Source organism: Methylobacterium durans (assembly GCF_003173715.1).
GTDB classification, from domain to species: domain Bacteria; phylum Pseudomonadota; class Alphaproteobacteria; order Rhizobiales; family Beijerinckiaceae; genus Methylobacterium; species Methylobacterium durans.
In genome coordinates this window covers 1,529,150-1,548,000 of sequence record NZ_CP029550.1, presented here as the reverse complement: position 1 = coordinate 1,548,000, position 18,851 = coordinate 1,529,150, and the positions used below count along the sequence as shown (strand labels likewise).

17 protein-coding genes, 1 tRNA gene and 1 pseudogene are annotated in these 18,851 nt (G+C 69.5%); 11 read left to right on the top strand and 8 right to left on the bottom strand.

Going from position 1 to position 18,851, the window contains the following annotated elements:
• Positions 1 to 54 precede the first annotated feature (54 nt).
• The 3 genes and pseudogenes from DK389_RS07165 to DK389_RS07155 form a co-directional block, all read right to left on the bottom strand.
• A complete protein-coding gene (locus DK389_RS07165; RefSeq protein ID WP_109888429.1) occupies positions 55 to 567 on the bottom strand; it encodes a DUF533 domain-containing protein in 513 nt (170 codons plus the stop codon).
• An 88-nt stretch (positions 568 to 655) separates the two neighbouring features.
• Positions 656 to 3,795, bottom strand: a pseudogene (locus DK389_RS07160) (efflux RND transporter permease subunit).
• Between the two features lie 15 nt (positions 3,796 to 3,810).
• On the bottom strand, positions 3,811 to 5,031 hold the full coding sequence (locus DK389_RS07155) for an efflux RND transporter periplasmic adaptor subunit (protein ID WP_109888428.1): 1,221 nt from the start codon (positions 5,029 to 5,031) through the stop codon (positions 3,811 to 3,813).
• A 254-nt stretch (positions 5,032 to 5,285) separates the two neighbouring features.
• Between DK389_RS07155 and DK389_RS07150 the strand changes: the two genes are divergently transcribed.
• A complete protein-coding gene (locus DK389_RS07150) occupies positions 5,286 to 5,468 on the top strand; it encodes a hypothetical protein (protein ID WP_109888426.1) in 183 nt (60 codons plus the stop codon).
• A 530-nt stretch (positions 5,469 to 5,998) separates the two neighbouring features.
• On the opposite strand, the gene DK389_RS07145 is transcribed toward DK389_RS07150, so the two are convergent.
• The gene (locus tag DK389_RS07145; RefSeq protein ID WP_109888424.1) at positions 5,999 to 6,253 is read right to left on the bottom strand and encodes a DUF6894 family protein; all 255 of its coding nucleotides are present in this window, start codon (positions 6,251 to 6,253) and stop codon (positions 5,999 to 6,001) included.
• Positions 6,254 to 6,409: 156 nt separating this feature from the next.
• Here DK389_RS07145 and DK389_RS07140 point away from each other — a divergent pair, with 156 nt between their 5' ends.
• The 5 genes from DK389_RS07140 to rnhA all read left to right on the top strand — a co-directional run bounded on the left by DK389_RS07140 (position 6,410) and on the right by rnhA (position 9,583).
• Positions 6,410 to 6,670 carry a hypothetical protein gene (locus DK389_RS07140; RefSeq protein WP_162560545.1) on the top strand — a complete coding sequence of 87 codons (261 nt, stop codon included), beginning with the start codon at positions 6,410 to 6,412 and terminating at the stop codon, positions 6,668 to 6,670.
• A gap of 128 nt (positions 6,671 to 6,798) precedes the next feature.
• Positions 6,799 to 6,888: transfer RNA gene (locus DK389_RS07135), tRNA-Ser, on the top strand.
• Between the two features lie 149 nt (positions 6,889 to 7,037).
• The gene (gene ispH / locus DK389_RS07130) at positions 7,038 to 8,048 is read left to right on the top strand and encodes a 4-hydroxy-3-methylbut-2-enyl diphosphate reductase (RefSeq protein WP_109888420.1); all 1,011 of its coding nucleotides are present in this window, start codon (positions 7,038 to 7,040) and stop codon (positions 8,046 to 8,048) included.
• Positions 8,049 to 8,162: 114 nt separating this feature from the next.
• On the top strand, positions 8,163 to 9,128 hold the full coding sequence (thrB, locus tag DK389_RS07125; protein WP_109888418.1) for a homoserine kinase: 966 nt from the start codon (positions 8,163 to 8,165) through the stop codon (positions 9,126 to 9,128).
• The gene (gene rnhA, locus DK389_RS07120; protein ID WP_109888416.1) at positions 9,125 to 9,583 is read left to right on the top strand and encodes a ribonuclease HI; all 459 of its coding nucleotides are present in this window, start codon (positions 9,125 to 9,127) and stop codon (positions 9,581 to 9,583) included. Before thrB ends, rnhA begins: the two co-directional genes overlap by 4 nt.
• A gap of 66 nt (positions 9,584 to 9,649) precedes the next feature.
• Here the strand turns inward: rnhA and DK389_RS07115 are convergent, their stop codons facing one another.
• Positions 9,650 to 10,132, bottom strand: coding sequence for a peroxiredoxin (locus DK389_RS07115; protein ID WP_109888414.1), 483 nt, complete (start codon positions 10,130 to 10,132; stop codon positions 9,650 to 9,652).
• A gap of 183 nt (positions 10,133 to 10,315) precedes the next feature.
• Here DK389_RS07115 and DK389_RS07110 point away from each other — a divergent pair, with 183 nt between their 5' ends.
• Positions 10,316 to 10,918, top strand: coding sequence for a YqgE/AlgH family protein (locus tag DK389_RS07110; RefSeq protein WP_109888412.1), 603 nt, complete (start codon positions 10,316 to 10,318; stop codon positions 10,916 to 10,918).
• A 7-nt stretch (positions 10,919 to 10,925) separates the two neighbouring features.
• Here the strand turns inward: DK389_RS07110 and DK389_RS07105 are convergent, their stop codons facing one another.
• Positions 10,926 to 11,927: a cupin domain-containing protein gene (locus DK389_RS07105; protein WP_109888410.1), complete on the bottom strand. Its 1,002-nt coding sequence runs from the start codon at positions 11,925 to 11,927 to the stop codon at positions 10,926 to 10,928.
• 403 nt (positions 11,928 to 12,330) lie between these two features.
• On the opposite strand from DK389_RS07105, the gene dnaK reads away from it, so the two are divergent.
• The 4 genes from dnaK (at position 12,331) to DK389_RS07085 (ending at position 16,739) form a co-directional block, all read left to right on the top strand.
• Positions 12,331 to 14,244 (top strand): molecular chaperone DnaK, encoded by a 1,914-nt coding sequence (gene dnaK / locus DK389_RS07100; RefSeq protein WP_109888408.1) that lies wholly within the window; start codon positions 12,331 to 12,333, stop codon positions 14,242 to 14,244.
• A gap of 124 nt (positions 14,245 to 14,368) precedes the next feature.
• Positions 14,369 to 15,514, top strand: a complete 1,146-nt coding sequence (gene dnaJ, locus DK389_RS07095; protein ID WP_109888406.1) for a molecular chaperone DnaJ — start codon at positions 14,369 to 14,371, stop codon at positions 15,512 to 15,514.
• Positions 15,515 to 15,685: 171 nt separating this feature from the next.
• Positions 15,686 to 16,321, top strand: a complete 636-nt coding sequence (locus DK389_RS07090) for a class I SAM-dependent methyltransferase (protein ID WP_109888405.1) — start codon at positions 15,686 to 15,688, stop codon at positions 16,319 to 16,321.
• A gap of 121 nt (positions 16,322 to 16,442) precedes the next feature.
• Positions 16,443 to 16,739, top strand: coding sequence for a hypothetical protein (locus tag DK389_RS07085; protein WP_109888403.1), 297 nt, complete (start codon positions 16,443 to 16,445; stop codon positions 16,737 to 16,739).
• 54 nt (positions 16,740 to 16,793) lie between these two features.
• Here DK389_RS07085 and deoA read toward each other — a convergent pair whose 3' ends face one another.
• Positions 16,794 to 18,086 carry a thymidine phosphorylase gene (gene deoA, locus DK389_RS07080; RefSeq protein ID WP_109888401.1) on the bottom strand — a complete coding sequence of 431 codons (1,293 nt, stop codon included), beginning with the start codon at positions 18,084 to 18,086 and terminating at the stop codon, positions 16,794 to 16,796.
• Positions 18,083 to 18,832, bottom strand: a complete 750-nt coding sequence (deoC, locus tag DK389_RS07075) for a deoxyribose-phosphate aldolase (protein ID WP_109896110.1) — start codon at positions 18,830 to 18,832, stop codon at positions 18,083 to 18,085. Before deoC ends, deoA begins: the two co-directional genes overlap by 4 nt.
• Positions 18,833 to 18,851: the final 19 nt, after the last annotated feature.

Below are 18,851 nucleotides of genomic sequence, written 5' to 3'. Positions count from 1 at the left end.
GCGCCTCCGGGTCAGCAGCGTGCGGCCCTGTTTCGCGAGACTTGGCTCCCTTCCTCACCCCGCGAGTTCCCGGTCGACCCGTCCCGCCGCTTCCTCCGCGACGTCGAGGGCCTCGGCCAGCATCTTCAGGAACTGGCGTTCCTGCAGCGTGTCCGCCGCGATGGCGAGACGCGCGGCGGCATAGATGCGGGCGGCCGCGTCGGGGTCGTTCACCGCGTCGGCAATCTCGTCGACATCCGCCGGGTCGGCGAGTTCCTTGTCGAGCCAGGCCCGCCCGTCCGGGGCGACGCCCGCGGCTTCGACCGCGGCGTCGAGGCGGCGGCGCTCGTCCGCGTCGACCATGCCGTCGGCGACGGTAGCGGCCACCATCGCCCGCAGCATCAGGCGGGCCTCGTCCTCGTTCACCTCGGCGAAGGATGCCGTCGCAGCCGCCGGCGCGGCCTCTCCGCGAACCGCCCGGTAGGCTAGGCCGGCAACCAGTGCGAGACCGCCGAGAGCCGCCCCTGCGGCGAGACCGCCCCTGCGCGAGCGCACGAGAGCGTCCACCAAACTCTTCGCATCAGCCATGACCTGCCCTCTCCGAACACAACCAAAGGATCGGTCCGGCAACGACGGGACCGGGCCTGCGGTTCAGTCGGAGTTGTCCGGGCGAATGCTACTCGGCCGCGACCCGCGGCGGGTAGATCCGTGGATCGTTGGCGGCATAGCCCGGCGGGGCATAGGCGGCCTCGTCCTCCGGATCGTCCCGCTCGCCGACGAACCGGCCGAGGATTCGCGCGAACAGGCGCGAGAGGTCGTCCATCAGCACGAAGAAGGCCGGGACGAAGATCAGCGAGAGCCCCGTCGAGACGATGAGGCCGCCGATCACCGCGATCGCCATCGGCGCGCGGAACTCGCCGCCGATGCCGAAGGCCATCGCCGAGGGCACCATGCCAGCGGCCATGGCGATCGTCGTCATCACGATCGGCCGAGCCCGCTTGCGGCCGGCATCGACGATGGCGGTCGCCCGGTCGACGCCGCGGGCCATCTCCTCGACGGCGAAGTCGACCAGCATGATCGCGTTCTTCGTCACGACGCCCATCAGCATCAGGATGCCGATCACCACCGGCATCGAGATCGGCTTGTGGCAGACGAGGAGCGCCAGGATGGCGCCGCCGATCGAGAGCGGCAGCGAGAACAGGATCGTCACCGGCTGGAAGAAGCTGCCGAAGAGCAGGATCAGCACGCCGAACACCATCATGATGCCGGCGCCCATCGCCATGGCGAAGCCGCCGAACACCTCGGCCATGATCTCGGCATCACCCGTCTGGCTGATGGTGACGCCGGGCGGCAGGGTCTTGGCGGCCGGCAGGTTCATCACGTTCTCGATGAGCGAACCCAGGGCGTCGGAGCCGCGCATGTCGGCCTCCAGGGCCACGCGCACGGCCCGGTCGTAGCGGTCGATCGCGGTCGGACCCTGGCCGAGGCTGAGGTCGGCCACGGTCGAGAGCGGCACGGCGGCCCCGCCCTTTACCGGCACCTTCAGGGTCGCGAGTTCCGCGAGGTCGCCGCGCAGGCGCTCGGGCAGCTGCACGCGGATCGGCACCTGCCGGTCTTTGGCGTTGAACTTGGCGAGATTCGCGCCGATGTCGCCGATCGTGCCGACGCGCACGGTCTCGGCGATCAGGTCGGTCGAGACGCCGAGGTCGGCCGCGACGCCGGGCTTCGGGCGGATGCGGATCTCGGTGCGATCGAGGGGAGCCGTCGAGACCACGTTGACGAGGTGCGGCACGGCGGCCGCCTCGCGCTGGAGGCGGGCGGCGACGTCGGCCACGACTGCCTTGTCGGGGCCGGCGATGATGAGGGCGAGGTCGCGCTGGCCGCCCTCGCGCAGGGCCCAGAAGCGGAGGTCGGGCTCCTGGCGGAGGATGTTGCCGACGACGACGTCGACCTCCTTCTGGGTCAGGTGGCGCTCGTTCTTCGGTGTCAGGTTGATGGTCAGGCTCGCGAGCCGGACCTCCTTCTTGCCCGGCAGCTGGCGGCCGCCATCGACGAAGACGCTGCGGACCTCGGGCAGCGCCCGGATCTTCTCGACGAGCTTGTCGGTGACGCGGGTGGTGTCGGCCAGCCGCGCGCCGGGGGCAATTCGACGACGAAGAGCGTCCGTGCGGCGTCCTCGGCCGGGATGAAGCCGGCGGGGAGAAGGCCCGTGGACATGATCGAGGCGGCGAAGCAGCCGAGGCCCGCCACCAGCGTGATGTACTTGTGACGCACCGACCACGCGACCGCGCGGGTATAGGCACGCATCACGAACCCGTCCCGCTCCTCCGGATGGCCGTGGTCGCGCAGGAAGTAGGCGGCGAGCAGCGGCGTGATCAGGCGCGCGACGAGGAGCGACATGAACACGGCGGCCGCGATGGTGAGGCCGAACTGCTTGAAATACTGGCCCGCGATGCCGCCCATGAAGGAGACGGGAGCGAAGATCGCGATGATCGTCGCGGTGATCGCGATCACCGCGAGGCCGATCTCGTCGGCGGCCTCCAGCGCCGCCCGGTAGGGCGACTTGCCCATGCGGATGTGGCGGACGATGTTCTCGATTTCGACGATCGCGTCGTCGACGAGGATGCCGGTCACCAGCGTGATCGCGAGCAGGCTCACGGCGTTGAGCGAGAAGCCGAGCGCGCTCATCACCCAGAAGGTCGGCAGCACCGAGAGCGGCAGGGCGATCGAGGCGATCACCGTGGCGCGCCAGTCCCGCAGGAACAGGAACACGACGACGACCGCGAGCGCCGCGCCCTCGATCAGCCCCATCATGGCCGAGTGGTAGTTGCCGATCGTGTTGGTGACGGAGGTGTCGATCAGGTCGAAGCGGACGCCGGGATTGGCCTTGTGCAGATCGTCGATCTTCCGCGCCACGGAATCCGCGACCTCCGCATCGCTCGCCCCGTTCGCCCGGGAGATCGCGAAGCCGACCACGGGCTCGCCGTTGAAGCGCGCGAAGGTGCGCGGCTCCTCGGCCCCGTCGATCAGAGTGGCGAGTTCATCCAGGCGGACCTTGCGGTTGCCCGGCACGATGATCGTCGTGGCGGCCAGCGTGTCGAGGCTCGCGGAGGCGGCCAACGTCCGGATCGACTGCTCCTGCCCGCCGACCTCGCCGCGCCCGCCCGCCATATCGGCGGAGGTGAGGCGCAGTTGCCGGTTCACGTCGGCCGCCGTGATGCCGAGCGCCAGCAGCCGGTCCGGCTTCAGGGTGACCCGAACCTCGCGGGCGACGCCGCCGAGGCGCTCGACGCCGCCGACACCCTTCGCGCCCTGGATCTGGCGGGCCACGACGTCATCCACGAACCAGGACAGGTCCTCCGGCGTCATCGCGGGCGCCGAGGCGCCGTAGATCATGATCGGCAGTCCGGCGATCTCGACCCGGTTGATGATCGGCTCGTCGATGGTCCGTGGCAGGTTCACGCGGATCTTCGAGATCGCGTCCTTGACGTCGTTGACGGCCCGGTCGGTGTTCACCTCCAGCCGGAACTCGACCGTCGTGATCGAGGAGCCCTCGGTGATCGTCGAGAGGATGTGTTTGACGCCCTTCACGCCCGCGATCGAATCCTCGACCCATTTGGTGACCTGGGTCTGAAGCTCCGAGGGCGCGGCGCCGGCTTGCGTGACCGTCACCGAGACGATCGGGATGTCGATGTTCGGAAACCGCGTGATCGGCAGGCTACGAAAGCTGACGAGCCCGAGCACGCCGAGCACGATGAACAGCACGATCGAGGGCAGGGGCTTTCGGATCGCCCAGGCTGAGATGTTGAGGCGCATGGGGCGTCCGATCCGTCAGCGGGGCGCGGCGTCGGCGGCCGCGAGGGGTTTCGTGCCCTCGGGTGCCACCGCGCGCACCCGGTCGCCGTCGCGTAGGAAGCTGCCCGCGCGAGCCACCACCGCCTCGCCCGCGGCGAGCGTTCCGCGCACCTCCGTGAAGCCCTCGGCCGAGAGGCCGGTGGTGACCGGCCGCGCCTCGACCCGCCCGTCGCGCACGACGAGGACGCTGGCGCCCCCATCGCTCGCGAAGAGCAGGCTGGAGACCGGCACGGCGATTCCGCGGCGGCGCGCCACCTCGACGGTGCCGCGGGCGAAGGCGCCGATGCGCAGGGCCGGATCGTCCTTGAGCGAGATGCGGACCTTGCCGAGGCGGGTCATGCGGTCGACTTCCGGATAAACCCGCCGCACGCGGCCCGCGAGCTTGCGACCCTCGTCGAGGTCGAGGGCGGCGGTGTCTCCGACGTGCAGGCGCGGCATCACGGTCTCGGGCACCTCGCCCTCGAGCTCGATCTCGCCGCGGGCGATCAGGCGGAACAACGGCTCGCCGACCGCCGTCGCGGTGGCGCCGACGCGGGCGGTGCGCCGGTTGACGATACCGGCCTCCGGCGCCCGGATCTCGGTGCGGGCGCGCCGCAGCGAGATCTCGGCGGCCTGCGCCTTGGCGGTGGCGAGGTCGGCCTCTGCTGCCTGCAGGCCGCCGCGGGCGGCCGCGAGTTTGCCCTCGGCGCCCTGCGCGGCAGAAACGCGCTGCTCCAGGGTGACGGCGGTGGCGTTGCCGGTGCGGATGAGCGTCTGCGCCCGCTCCAGGGATTGGCGCGCCTCGGTCTGCGCGGCCTCGGCCTGCACGATCTGGCTGCGGGCCTGCACGATCGCGGCCTCGGCCCGGGCGATTGCGGCGAGGTTGGCGGCCTCCTGCGTCTCGATCATCTCGCGGGAGAGGCGGGCCAGCACCTGACCCTGAGCGACGCGGTCTCCCTCCTCGACGAGGAGTTCGGTGATGCGGTGACCCTCGATCTCGGGCGAGACCAGAATCTCGTCCCGCGGGACCAGGGTGCCGGTGACGATCGCGCGCTCGACGATCTCGCGATCCTCGGCGGGCACGACCGTGACGGCGGGCGCGAGCGACTCGGCCGACGATACGGAGGCGACCTCGGCCGCCGCGGCCGGTGCCGCGGCGAGCGGCAGGAGCAGCGGAGCGAGGGTGGCGAGGAAAACGGGAAGACGCGGCGCGGGCATCGAACCACCCAGTGCAGGTGCGGCGGACTCTGTTGCTCGGCACCCTGTTCCGGGGCCGCGGCCGGTCTGTCGCCGCTCAGGCCGGCGTTTTGATGGCGTGTATCATACACGACCATCCCCTACGGCATCGAGCGGGCACGACACCCCTGCGGCGCCGCGGCACGAATCAGACGCCGACGCAACCAGAGAGGCGGAAAGTCGTTACCAAGTCGTGAATGTCCGGCCCTTCCGAGCCGGAGTGAACGAGGCGCTCGATGAGCATCTTCCAGATCCGGCAGAAGACCAGCGGCGCGATCCTGTGGACGGGATCGGCCGACGACGAGGAGACCGCCCTCGACGCCATGGCCAGAGAAGCCGGCTACCGCGATTACGCCGCCCTGCCCGATTCGATTCGGGCGAGCGGACTGGAGACGGCAAAGCTCGACATGATCTCCTGACTGGGCGCCGGCGGGTCGCACCCCCGACCGCGCTCTTGCGACACCATGACATTTCAAGGCGCGCCCGCCCTGGTGAGGCGCCTTTCGGCATGTCCGGAGAGTGCGTGTTGCGATCGAGAAAAAGACTTCTGCCGCGCTTCGTAAGCACTTGTCAGCTTCCGCGCGGCGGGCCTACCATCCCTGACGTGCGAGGGGCCCGGCGGTTCTCAGAAGACTGCCGGAAACCGCCGCCCGATCGCAGACGAAGGAGGCTGGCCATGTACGCTCACGCCCTTCATTCCCGTCCGGCTCGTACCGCTGACGGTGATCAGGACACGCCACCGGACCATCTGCGACAGGGATAGTGGCTCTCGGGAGGGCTGTCGGCGCCCGCCGCGGCGAGAAAGCGTCGCGGGGCCGGTGCTGAGACCCGTCAAGGAAACCCTCGAACCCGAGAGCGTGGACCCTGCCAGGGCCCGCCGGCACACGCCGTCGGGCCTTTTCTCTGCGGGTTGTCTCCCTGCCGCGTTTCGCGCTCTCCACGCAGGCGATCAATGCACCGGACCGGATCCCCCCGCAGGCAGGTTGAGCGCCTCCGCGAACGGAAACTCGAAGACGATCTCGTCGGACTCATCCGTCACCACCATGGCAGCCGAGAGCAGGCGCGGATCGGCGCTCGCCGCCATCAGATCCAAGATCATCGCCCGGGCCGCGTCCCAAGCCGCGTCCGCGTCATCGAGGCTCCGGATGTAGGGTTCCGCCGGCGCGTCGGCACCGATGATGACGGTGAAGGCGTAGCGCGGCATAGGGGCCTCGTCAGCGGGGAGGGGATTGTCGGTCGGATCCGGACATCGAAGCCGGATGCTTTTCGCTGTCCCCACGGTACCGGGCCACGCCCGCCGCGTCATCGGCCCCAACGGCCGGGACGGATGCCGATCGAGATTCTGCCCGAGACTGTGCCGATGAGTAACCTGACCGAGCGGCATCTTCGACAGATTGCGCATCACCTCGGCGTCCCGGTGACCGACTTCTTCGACGGCGAGGCGGCTCCGCTTCCGCCGATACGCGCCCTGCCGCCTGAGACCGAGGCCGCCGCATTGGAGATGCTCGGTCTGTGGTCGCTCATCCGCGACCCGCAGGACCGCGAGCGCTGCCTGAACATGCTCCGCTCCTGCGCCGCGCGGACCGATTCGCCGCTGCGGCTCCTGCCTCCGCAATTCTGACGGGCCGGGCGGATGGGAGCGATCGACCGCTGCCGTCTTGCGCAGACCGGGCGTGGCGAGTACAGCACGCCACCCGCACCGAACGGACCGCCCGCGCCTCGCGCGCCGGCCCGGTCCGCGCCGGGTCCGGAGGGGTGGCCGAGTGGTTGAAGGCGCACGCCTGGAAAGTGTGTATACCGGAAACGGTATCGCGGGTTCGAATCCCGCTCCCTCCGCCAGCTTTATGCGCCCTCTGACACCGCGCCGGCCGCGCGTGCTCACGGGTCAACATCGCCGTCAAATGTGATATGGGACGCGCCTGCCTCGGCGGTTTCGGCCGGCCGCACGGTTGACAGGGTAGCCCCCGCCTCGCCACATCCGCTGGACCATGAGCGCCGATAACACAAATCTCTTCGCCTCGGATGGGGCGTCCGCCATCGGGGCCAAGCCGCCCCTCGAGATCCTCCTCGCGGCACCCCGCGGGTTCTGCGCAGGCGTGGTCCGGGCGATCGACGTCGTCGAGCGGGCCCTCGCGATCTATGGGCCGCCGGTCTACGTCCGCCATGAGATCGTCCACAACAAGTACGTGGTCGAGAGCCTGAAGCGGAAGGGTGCCGTGTTCGTGCGCGAGCTCGACGAGGTGCCGGACGGCAGCGCGCCGGTGATCTTTTCCGCCCACGGCGTTGCCAAGACCGTGCCGGCCAATGCCGATTCGCGTGGACTGACCACCATCGACGCGACCTGCCCGCTGGTGACCAAGGTTCACCGCGAGGCCGAGATCCACCACAAGCGCGGGCGCCACGTGCTCCTCGTCGGCCATTCGGGCCATCCGGAGGTCGTGGGCACGATGGGCCAGCTGCCCAAGGGCTCGATCACCCTCGTCGAGGATCTCGACCAGATTGCTGCCCTGACCCCCGAGAATCCGAATAACCTCGCCTGGGTGACGCAGACGACGCTCTCGGTCGACGACACCCGCCACATCGTCGAGGCGCTGAAGGCCAAGTTCCCGAACATTACCGGCCCGCACAAGGACGACATCTGTTACGCGACGACGAACCGTCAGGAGGCGGTGAAGCAGATCGCGCCGCTCGTCGACGCGCTGATCGTGGTCGGCTCCTCGAATTCCTCGAATTCGCAGCGCCTTCGCGAGGTCGCGGAGCGGGTCGGCTGCCCCATTACCCGCCTCGTCCTGCGCGCCGAGGAAATCGATTGGCCGGCCTTCACGAACGTGCGCAAGCTCGGCCTCACCGCCGGTGCCTCGGCGCCGGAGGTGCTGGTGGAGGAGATCATCGACGCCTTCGCCGCCCGCTACGAGGTGACGGTCGACACGGTCTCGACGGTCGTCGAGGACATGTCCTTCCCGTTGCCGCGCGAGCTGCGCAGCGAGGCCGCGGAGTAAGGCGACAGCCCGCTCCGAACATCCGAGGAGTTTCGGCAGGGGCGCCCCGGCGGCGCCCCTTTGCCGTGCTCCCGGCCCCGCGTCTGACAACCCGAGACATCCCGAGCGCGACACGTGGCCGTCTATACCGAGGTCCCCGACGAGGCGCTGACCGCCTTCCTCTCCGCCTACGAGATCGGTGGGCTCCTCTCCTACAAGGGCATTGCCGAGGGGGTGGAGAACACGAACTTCTTCCTGCACACGACGCAGGGCTCCTACATTCTCACCCTCTACGAGAAGCGGGTCCGCGAGGAGGACCTGCCCTTCTTCCTCAACCTCATGGAGCATCTGGCCACGCGCGGCCTCGCCTGTCCGCAGCCGATCCGGAACCGCGCCGGCACCGCCCTTGGGAGCCTGTGCGGGCGGCCGGCAGTCATCGTCAGCTTCCTTGAGGGCGTCTCCGTCAAGCATCCGGGCGTCGATCATTGCCGGGCGCTCGGCGGGGCGCTGGCGCGGCTCCACGCTGCGGGCGCCGATTTCGGCATGCGGCGGGAGAACAACCTCTCGGTCGGGGCGTGGCGCTCGCTCTTCGCTCAGGCCGAGGCGCAGGCCGACACGGTCTCGCCCGGCTTGGCTCGGCGTACGCGGGACGACCTCGCGGCCCTGGAGGCGGGTTGGCCCCACGGATTGCCGGGCGGCGTCATCCACGCGGACCTCTTCACCGACAATGTATTCTTCATCGGCGACGACCTTTCCGGGCTCATCGATTTCTACTTCGCCTGCACGGATGCCTTCGCCTACGACCTCGCCATCTGCCTGAACGCATGGTGCTTCGAGGCCGATGGCACCTTCCACCACGACATGGCCGCTGCCCTGATCGGCGGTTACGCGGCGGTCCGGCGGCTGGAGCCCGCGGAGGTCGCGGCTTTGCCGATCCTCGCGCGCGGGGCGGCCTTGCGCTTCATGCTGACCCGCCTCGTCGACTGGCTCAACGTGCCTCCGGGAGCCCTGGTTCAGCCGAAGGACCCGCGCGAGTACGACCGGCGCCTGACCTTCCACCGCAGCGCGGGTCACGCCCGCGACTACGGCTGGGCTCCGTGAAGGCACCCTCCGACAAGCGGGTCACGATCTATACGGATGGCGCCTGCTCCGGAAATCCGGGCCCCGGAGGTTGGGGCGCGATCCTGATCTACGGGGACAGGGAGCGCGAGCTCTCCGGCGGCGAGGCCCACACCACCAACAACCGCATGGAGATCCTGGCTGCAATCGAGGCGCTGGAGGTGCTCAAGCGTCCCTGCCGCGTCGATCTCTTCACGGATTCCCAGTACCTGCGCCAGGGCATCACCGAGTGGATCCACGGCTGGAAGGCGCGGGGCTGGCGCACCGCCGACAAGAAGCCCGTGAAGAACGAGGACCTTTGGCGGCGCATCGATGCCGCCCGCGAGCGCCACGACGTCCATTGGCATTGGGTCAAGGGCCACGCCTCGGACCCGTTGAACAACCGGGTCGACGCACTGGCGGTGGCGGCGATGGCGCCGTTCAAGATTCGGGTTTGAAACCGGGGACCCGACATGCCCCCGGCGCTCCGTGATCGCTTCGCGGACGCTAGCGCGCACCCACCCTCAGATCACCTTCAGCAACGCTTCGGCGCTCGACGCCTCGGCCTTCGAGGGCGATTCCTCGATGTTGAGGACGCGCACCACGCCGTCCTCGACCAGCGCCGCGTAGCGTTTCGAGCGCGTGCCGAGGCCGAACCCGCTGCCGTCCATGTCGAGGCCGGCGGCCTTGGCGAAATCGGCGTTGCCGTCCGCCAGGAAATCGATGCCCTCGGCGCCGGACGCCTTCGCCCAGGCATCGAGCACGAACACGTCGTTGACGGACGTGACGGCGACGGCGTCGATGCCGCGAGCCTTGATCTCGGCGAGGTGCTGGACGAAGCCCGGCAGGTGATTGCGGTGGCAGCTCGGCGTGAAGGCGCCCGGCACGCCGACGAGCACCACGCGGCGGCCCTTGAACACGTCGTCCGTGGTCTTGGCTTGCGGGCCCTCCGGCCCGTTCACGCGGAACGTCGCCTGGGGCAGGTGGTCGCCAACCTGAATCGTCATCCGCTGTTCTCCTCGATCGGGGCGTCGGGGCCGCACATCCGCCGGTTCGGCCGGGTTCGGGGCCGCGCCCGTCTAGCGTGGCGGTCCCCCTCTGTCGAGGCGATCCGCACCGGACCGCACGATGGGCACGGCTTGGGTGCTTTGTCCGCTGGACAACCGGATGGGGGGGCGTAGCATAGGGGTATGCACACTCCCCGGCACGGTGGTAGCGCGTATCTCGACGGTCAGTTCCTGGTTGCCATGCCGGGGCTGGCGGACAGCCGTTTCTCGCGCTCCGTGATCTACGTCTGTGCCCACTCGGCGGATGGCGCCATGGGCATCATCGTCAACAAGCCGGTGACCGACCTCAGCATGCCCGATCTCCTGGTGCAGCTGGATGTGGCGCCCGCCGCCGACGCGATCCGCCTGCGCGAGCGGGTTGGGCACATGCCGGTGCTGATGGGAGGGCCTGTGGAGGGCAAGCGCGGCTTCGTGCTCCACACCGACGATTTCCACATCGACCAGTCGACGCTGATGATCGACGACGGCATCTGCCTCACGGCGACCGTCGAGATCCTGCGCGCTATCGCCAACGGCGACGGCCCGGCAAGCGCGGTGTTGGCGCTCGGCTACGCCGGTTGGCAGGCGGGCCAACTCGAGAGCGAGATCATGGCGAATGGCTGGCTCAACTGCCCCGCCGATCCGGACCTGATCTTCCATCCGGCCCTCGAGACCAAGTACGAGCGGGCCCTGCGTAGCAACGGCATCGATCCGGCGATGCTCTCCTTGAGCGCCGGGCGCGCCTGATCCGGCCTCACTCCGCGATCGCGGACCCGCCAGCGTCCGGATTCATGCCGTCGACGACAGGCTTGCGGCGCGGGCGCGGTGCCACGGCGGCCGTCGGCGCGGCCGTGTTGGCGCCGAGCCGCGCGGCGAGGGCCAGCGCCCGCGCCTCGGAGAAGCGCAGGTGGCAGAAGCCGTGAGAGCCCTCGCGGGCATAGGTGCGGCAGACCTGCTCGCGATCGGAGGAAAAGGCGGCCTGCTCGGTCACGATCGGGCGCACGTCCTCGCGGCGTGCCCGCTGCGTCATCACCTTGTAGTTCTCGCGCACCGCCTTGTCGGCGACGCCGCGGGCGGTGTCGAACTCGGCCGAGCGCGGGATCAGGGTCGCGGCGCCCGGACCCCAGAGGCCGGCGGGCGTCGTCGCGCAATCGGCCGCGGAGAAGGTGCAGACCGGGTTGCCGCCGAGCGGCGTGACGAGGACGCCGCCCTCCAGCACCTCGAAGCGCAGCGGGCATTCGGCCGCCCCCGCCTCGAACCGGGCCACGCCCTCGGGCTTGCCCGCCGCGGTGAGCGCGATCGCCTGCCCCGCGGAGAGCGGCACCGAGCAGGATTCCGTCGGCTGAGAGACCTTCGTGCCCGGCAGCGTGACGCGGGCCGTCATGCTGGCGCCTGCGCGCTCCATCTTGAGCGTGCCGTTCAGCCCGTTGAGCAGGAGATCCTGCCCCACTACGTTGTCGTCGGCCGGAGCCTTGAGGACGACCGGGCGCATCGGTACCGGAGCGGCGGGTTTCTGCGCCTCGGCGTTCGGGTCGATGGGCGCGCCGGGAGCTCCAGGAGCGCCCGGCTGGGGCGCCGTGCCGGGTTGAGCCGGCGGAGGGGCGTTCGGCACGCCGCGCGGGGGGGCCGGCGGGCGGGCGGCGCGCCCGATGCCGAACAGCTCCTCGAAGAAGTTCTGCGCCGCAGCCTCCTGGGCGAGGGCGGAAAGGCCCGCGAGCGCGAGGAGGGGAGCGAGGAGAACGCGGGTCGGACGCATCGGGTCTTTCGGGCCTGGGGCTTGCAGGGAACACCGTCCGCCGGCATCGGACGGCAGGTCCGTCTCATCGAGATCAAGTCTAGCATGCGATCGATGGCGCGGGCGTGGCAGCAGAGCAACAAAATCTGGGCCCCACCGCTGGCGACGGAACCGCACGCCCGGCCGGTTAACCCAGCACCCGCAACGGGATAGCGGAGATCGACGCGATCGTCGGGCTTCGCCTTGCGAGCCCGCTTTGACCTTCTTATATCCGGCGAGGCGCGGGATTAAGCGCCGGGCCCGGCCTTTTCGGCCGTCCGTCCGGCCCTCGTCCCCACCTCATAATTCCATTCCACACCGCCATGGGCCGAGCTGCTTCGGGGCTCGGCGGTCTGCTTGATCAGAACAAAAGAGGGATCCCACCATGGGTAAAGTCATCGGCATCGACTTGGGCACCACCAATTCCTGCGTGGCCGTCATGGAAGGCACGCAGCCCAAGGTCATCGAGAATGCGGAGGGCGCCCGCACCACCCCGTCCATCGTCGCGTTCACCGACGACGGGGAGCGCCTCGTCGGCCAGCCCGCCAAACGGCAGGCCGTGACCAATCCGGAACGCACCTTCTTCGCCATCAAGCGCCTCATCGGCCGCACCTACGACGATCCGATGACGCAGAAGGACAAGGGCCTCGTGCCCTACAAGATCGTGAAGGGCGATAACGGCGACGCCTGGGTCGAGGCGGACGGCAAGAAGTACTCGCCCTCGCAGATCTCCGCCTTCACCCTGCAGAAGATGAAGGAGACGGCCGAGTCGTACCTGGGCCAGCCCGTCACGCAGGCGGTCATCACGGTCCCGGCCTACTTCAACGACGCCCAGCGCCAAGCCACCAAGGACGCCGGCAAGATCGCCGGCCTTGAGGTGCTGCGCATCATCAACGAGCCGACCGCGGCGGCGCTCGCCTACGGCCTCGACAAGAAGAAGGCCGGCACGATCGCGGTCTACGACCTCGGCGGCGGCACCTTCGACGTCTCGATCCTCGAGATCGGCGACGGCGTGTTCGAGGTGAAGTCGACGAACGGCGATACCTTCCTCGGCGGTGAGGATTTCGACAATCGCGTGGTCGAGTACCTGACGAGCGAGTTCAAGCGCGAGCAGGGCATCGACCTGACGAAGGATAAGCTCGCCCTCCAGCGCCTCAAGGAGGCCGCCGAGAAGGCCAAGATCGAGTTGTCCTCCGCAACGCAGACCGAGATCAACCTGCCCTACATCACGGCGGATGCCACCGGGCCGAAGCACCTCGCGCTGAAGCTCTCGCGGGCCAAGTTCGAGAGCCTCGTCGACGATCTCGTGCAGCGCACGATCGAGCCTTGCCGCAAGGCGCTGAAGGACGCGGGCGTCTCGGCCAACGAGATCGACGAGGTCGTGCTCGTCGGCGGCCAGACCCGCATGCCGAAGGTGCAGGAGGTCGTGAAGGCCTTCTTCGGGAAGGAGCCTCACAAGGGCGTCAATCCGGACGAGGTCGTGGCGATCGGCGCGGCCGTGCAGGCCGGCGTGCTCCAGGGCGACGTCAAGGACGTACTGCTCCTCGACGTGACCCCGCTCTCGCTCGGCATCGAGACGCTGGGCGGCGTGTTCACCCGCCTCATCGACCGCAACACCACGATCCCGACCAAGAAGTCCCAGGTCTTCTCGACGGCCGAGGACAACCAGAACGCGGTCACCATCCGGGTCTTCCAGGGTGAGCGCGAGATGGCGGCCGACAACAAGCTGCTCGGCCAGTTCGACCTCGTCGGCATCCCGCCGGCGCCCCGCGGCATGCCGCAGATCGAGGTGACCTTCGACATCGACGCCAACGGCATCGTCAACGTGACGGCCAAGGACAAGGCGACGAACAAGGAGCACCAGATCCGGATCCAGGCCTCGGGCGGCCTGTCCGACGCCGACATCGACCGGATGGTCAAGGACGCCGAGGCGAACGCGGAAGCCGACAAGAAGCGCCGCGAGCTCGTCGAGGTGAAGAACCAGGGCGAGAGCCTGATCCATTCCACCGAGAAGTCGGTGAAGGATTTCGGCGACAAGGTCTCCGAGGCCGACCGGGGTGCCATCGACACGGCGATCACCGCTCTGCGCACCGCGCTCGAGGGTGAGGATGTCGAGACCATCAAGGCCCGCACCACGGACCTGATGCAGGCCTCGATGAAGCTCGGCGAGGCGATGTACGCCGCCAGCCAGGCGGGCGGTCCCGAGGCGGGTCCGGAAGCGGGCGCCGAGAAGAAGGACGACGTCATCGACGCCGATTTCCAGGAAGTCGACGACAAGGACCAGAAGAAGCGCGCCTGATGCACGCGCGCACGGGACCGGGTCGCCCCGGTCCCGTATCTTCGTGAGCGAACGATTCGGTAACGGCGAGGTCCCCGGGCGGAAGGCTCGGGGATCGGCTTATTGGGACCTTGGGGCCTAGGGAATGTCGAAGCGGGATTACTACGAGATTCTGGGCGTCTCGAAGACCGCCAGCGACGGCGAGATGAAGGTGGCGTTCCGTAAGCTTGCCATGAGCTATCACCCGGACCGCAATCCGGGCGACAAGGAAGCCGAGATCAAGTTCAAGGAGATCAACGAAGCCTACCAGTGTCTCTCCGACGGTCAGAAGCGCGCGGCCTACGACCGCTTCGGCCATGCCGCCTTCAGCCAGGGCGGAGGCGGCCCCGGATTCGGCAACGAGTTCGGCGACTTCATGTCGGACATCTTCGAGAACTTCTTCGGGGACGGGCGCGGCGCTGCGCGCGGCCGCGGCGGCCAGCCGGGCCGGGAGCGCGGTGCGGATCTGCGCTACAACCTGGAGATCTCGCTGGAGGAAGCCTTTACCGGCAAGACCGAGACCATCAAGATTCCGACGTCGGTCACCTGCGAGGTCTGCGCCGGCTCCGGCGCCAAGGCCGGCTCGAAGCCGCGGACTTGCCCGACCTGCGCGGGCTACGGCCGGGTGCGGGCGGCGCAGGGTTTCTTCGCTATCGAGCGGACCTGCCCGAACTGTCATGGCCGCGGCGAGGTGATCGACGATCCCTGCCCGAATTGCTCGGGGGCGGGCCGGGTCAACCGCGAGCGCACACTCTCAATCAACGTACCGGCGGGTGTCGATGACGGCCTGCGCATCCGGCTCGCCGGCGAGGGCGAGAGCGGCATGCGCGGCGGCCCGGCGGGCGATCTCTACGTGTTTCTCTCGATCAAGCCGCACGAGTTCTTCCAGCGCGACGGGGCAGATCTGTTCTGCCGCGTTCCGATCTCGATGGTGACCGCGGCTCTGTCCGGTGAGATCACCGTGCCGGTGATCGACGGCTCTCAGACGCAGGTCCGCATTCCGGCGGGCACGCAGACCGCCAAGCAATTCCGCATCAAGGCCAAGGGCATGCCGGTCCTGCGCTCGCGGGACGTTGGCGATCTCTACATCCAAGTCTTCGTCGAGACCCCGCAGAACCTGACGAAGCGCCAGCGCGAACTCCTGCAGGAATTCGATCAGACCGCCTCCGACGAGAACCACCCCGAGAGTGCGGGCTTCTTCTCGAAGATGCGGGACTTCCTCGGCGGCCTCAGCGGCGCGGCCCGGCAGTGAGCGTGGCCGGGATCCAATCGGACTACCGCCCGGTTAAGGACTTTGCAGCGGGGCACCTCGGTGCCCCTGCAGGTGGCTGCTTGTGCGCCATGCGCACGGTGCGGCTTGACTGGGGTCGGGCTTTCGTCGTCTAGCCTGTCCACACGCCTGCCAATTCGAGGGACTTCGGTCTTGCCGCCGTTACGTCGTTCCAGGGCGAAAGCCATGGTTGCAACCGGTGTGGTGCGCGAGCGGCGCGATCCGCTGGAGGACGAGGCGCGCTTTCTGCGCTCCTGGTTCGAGCGGCCCCTCGTGACGGGCGCGGTGACGCCGTCCGGCAAGATGCTGGCCCGCACCATGGCGTCCTACGTCGATCCGCGCGTGGACGGGCCGGTGGTGGAACTCGGTCCCGGCACCGGCCCGGTCACCGAGGCGCTGATCCGGCGCGGCATCGCGCCCGAGCGCCTCGTCCTCGTCGAGTTCAACCCTGGGTTCTGTGAGCTGCTCCGCCACCGCTTCCCTGGCGTGACGGTGGTCCAGGGGGATGCCTACGACATCCGCCGCACGTTGGGTGGGGTGCTGGCGCGGCCCGCGGCCGCCACGATCTCAAGCCTTCCGCTGTTCACGAAGCCCCTGGAGCAGCGCCTCGACCTCCTGAACTGCGCCCACGACCTGATGCAGCCGGGAGCGCCCTTCGTGCAATTCACCTACGCGGTGGTGCCGCCGATCCCGGCCCGTTGCGAGGCCGGCAGCTATACGGCGAGCCGCTCGAACCGGGTTTGGCTCAACCTGCCGCCCGCCCGGGTCTGGGTCTATCGCCGGCCGTGAGGGGCGCGACCTGAAACTGCAACAAAGTGTTGCGATCTCCGTCAGTGGGCGTTCAGGCCGGGGTGCCTAGTTGTGCACCATCCGGCATCAACGCCGGCCCACCGGAAGCAGGAGATCGTTCATGTCCCTGAGCTCGCGCTGGTCAGGCCGCGGCCTCGCCGCCGCTCTCGCCCTCGCCGGCGGCCTCGTCCTGGGTGCCCCGCTCGCGCAAGCCGCTCCGCTCGCCCCCGCGCCGGCCGTCGCCGGCGAGCCTGACGGCACGCTGATCCAGGTCCGCGGTGGCCATCACCATCATGGCTGGGGCCATCACCACGGCTGGCGCCACAGGCATCATGGCTGGGGTCACCGCCACCACGGATGGCGCCACCATCATCACCGGCATCACCATCACCGGCACCACCGCCACTACCGCTGGTAAGGTCGTCCGGCCTCGCGCAACGCGGCCCCCTCCTGCCTTCAGGCAGGAGGGGGGCTACTCCACCCGCTCCAGCACCGCGGGTTCCACCGACGGCGCCTTCCCCAGCCTGTAGGCCGCTCGCAAGGCCGCCTCGGCCGCCTCTGCCGCGGCGTCGTCGCGGGCGTGCACGATCCCGAGGATCCCGCTCGCCGTGCCGGGTCGCGCCAGATCGGTGAACCCGACCGCGGGGTCGATCCCATCCTGAGGCCGGGTCCGACCGCCGCCCAGGCCGATCACCGCGAGCCCGATCTCGCGGGTCGCCACGCTGGCGACGACGCCCTCGGCGCGGACTTTTCGGACGACCGGTGCCCGCGGCAGGTGCCGCTCCGGCCGTTCCAAGAGGTCGGCAGGTCCTCCGAGCATGGCAACCATCCGCGAGAAGATCTCCGCCGCACGCCCCGAGACGAGGGCGTCCTCGAGCCGCGCGGCAGCCGTGTCCGCGCCCATGCAGAGGCCGCCGAGCACCAGCATCTCGGCGCAGAGCGCCAGCGTCACCGCGTGGAAATGCGGCTCGCGCCGCCGCCCCGTCAGGTAGTCGATCGCGTAGGCGACCTCGACCGCGTTTCCGGCCGCCGAGGCGAGCGGCGCGTCCATGTCGGTGATGAGGGCGCGGGTCGGCAGGCCGGCTCCATTCGCCACGGTGACGATGCTCTCGGCCAGCGCCCGAGCCGCGTCGCGTTCCGCCATGAAGGCGCCGGAGCCGACCTTCACATCCATCACGAGGCCGCCGAGGCCCGCCGCGAGCTTCTTCGAGAGGATCGAGGCCGTGATCAGGTCGAGGGACTCGACCGTGCCGCTGACGTCCCGGATTGCGTAGAGCCGCCTGTCCGCCGGTGCGAGGTCGCCAGTCTGCCCGATGATGGCGCAGCCGACCGCCCGCGTGACCGCCTGGAAGCGGTCGAGCCCCGGCGCGACGTCGTAGCCCGGGATGCTCGCGAGCTTGTCGAGAGTACCGCCGGTATGGCCGAGCCCGCGGCCGGAAATCATCGGTACGTAGCCGCCGCAGGCGGCGACCATCGGCGCGAGCGCGAGGCTCACCGTGTCGCCGATGCCGCCGGTCGAGTGCTTGTCGAGGACAGGGCCGGGCAGGTCCCAGGCGAGCACGGTGCCAGAGGCGGTCATCGCCCGGGTCAGCGCCACGCGCTCCGGGAGCGACAAGCCGCGGAAGAATACCGCCATGGCGAAAGCCGCGGCCTGCCCCTCCGTAACCGTCTCGGCCGTGATTCCCTCGACGAAGGTCGCGATCTCCGCTTCCGTGAGGGTCAGGCCGTCACGCTTGCGTCGGATGGTTTCCTGCGGAAGGCTCACGAGGCGCGCGCCACGGCAGCGGTCAACTCTCCGTAGAGGCTGCTCGCCCCGAGCCGGAAGGTTGCCGGCTCGGCCCAGTCCGAACCCATGACGCGGTCGGCGAGGGCGAGGTAGGTGGCCGCATCCGCGACGCTGCGCAGCCCGCCCGACACCTTGAGGCCGACGCGCCGGCCGCCCCCGTGCGCCCGAATTGCCCTCAGCATCGCCTCGGCAGCCTGCGGCGTCGCCGAGACGGGGGACTTGCCCGTCGAGGTTTTCAGGAAATCCGCGCCGGCCTCGATCGCGAGGCGGGAAGCCTCGTCGATCCGCTCCGGTTCGCCGAGGGCACCCGTCTCCAAGATCACTTTGAGGCAGGTCTTGTGGCAGACGTCCCGCACCGCCTCGACGAGGCCTCGGGCCGTCTCCGCGTCGCCGCGCAGGATGGCGCGGTAGGGAAGGACGAGGTCGATCTCATGAGCCCCGTCCGAGATCGCCTCCGCCGCGTCCTCGACCGCGCGCTCGATGTCCTCGCCGCCGGCCGGGAAGTTGACGACGGTGGCGACGCGGATCGGCGTGCCCTTGAGTGCCCGGGCGGCCTCGCCGACGAATTGCGGCCAGACGCAGACCGCCGCCACGCTGCCGGCGCGGGCGTCGCGGCAGAGCGCCTCGATGTGGCTCGTTGTGCAGATGTCGGCGAGGTTGGTGAGGTCGAGGAGTGGCAGGGCCCGCCGGGCGATTCCCGCATCGTCGGTCGTCGGGTCGGTCATGCTCTCGTCCGTCATGGTG

Coding starts and splice junctions, on each gene's coding strand:
- DK389_RS07110 (WP_109888412.1), top strand. CDS start 10,316: ATGCACACTCCCCGGCACGGTGGTAGCGCGTATCTCGACGGTCAGTTC.
- dnaJ (WP_109888406.1), top strand. CDS start 14,369: ATGTCGAAGCGGGATTACTACGAGATTCTGGGCGTCTCGAAGACCGCC.
- DK389_RS07150 (WP_109888426.1), top strand. CDS start 5,286: ATGAGCATCTTCCAGATCCGGCAGAAGACCAGCGGCGCGATCCTGTGG.
- DK389_RS07115 (WP_109888414.1), bottom strand. CDS start 10,132: ATGACGATTCAGGTTGGCGACCACCTGCCCCAGGCGACGTTCCGCGTG.
- dnaK (WP_109888408.1), top strand. CDS start 12,331: ATGGGTAAAGTCATCGGCATCGACTTGGGCACCACCAATTCCTGCGTG.
- DK389_RS07140 (WP_162560545.1), top strand. CDS start 6,410: ATGAGTAACCTGACCGAGCGGCATCTTCGACAGATTGCGCATCACCTC.
- deoC (WP_109896110.1), bottom strand. CDS start 18,832: ATGACCGACCCGACGACCGACGATGCGGGAATCGCCCGGCGGGCCCTG.
- ispH (WP_109888420.1), top strand. CDS start 7,038: ATGAGCGCCGATAACACAAATCTCTTCGCCTCGGATGGGGCGTCCGCC.
- DK389_RS07085 (WP_109888403.1), top strand. CDS start 16,443: ATGTCCCTGAGCTCGCGCTGGTCAGGCCGCGGCCTCGCCGCCGCTCTC.
- DK389_RS07165 (WP_109888429.1), bottom strand. CDS start 567: ATGGCTGATGCGAAGAGTTTGGTGGACGCTCTCGTGCGCTCGCGCAGG.
- DK389_RS07145 (WP_109888424.1), bottom strand. CDS start 6,253: ATGCCGCGCTACGCCTTCACCGTCATCATCGGTGCCGACGCGCCGGCG.
- DK389_RS07105 (WP_109888410.1), bottom strand. CDS start 11,927: ATGCGTCCGACCCGCGTTCTCCTCGCTCCCCTCCTCGCGCTCGCGGGC.
- DK389_RS07155 (WP_109888428.1), bottom strand. CDS start 5,031: ATGCCCGCGCCGCGTCTTCCCGTTTTCCTCGCCACCCTCGCTCCGCTG.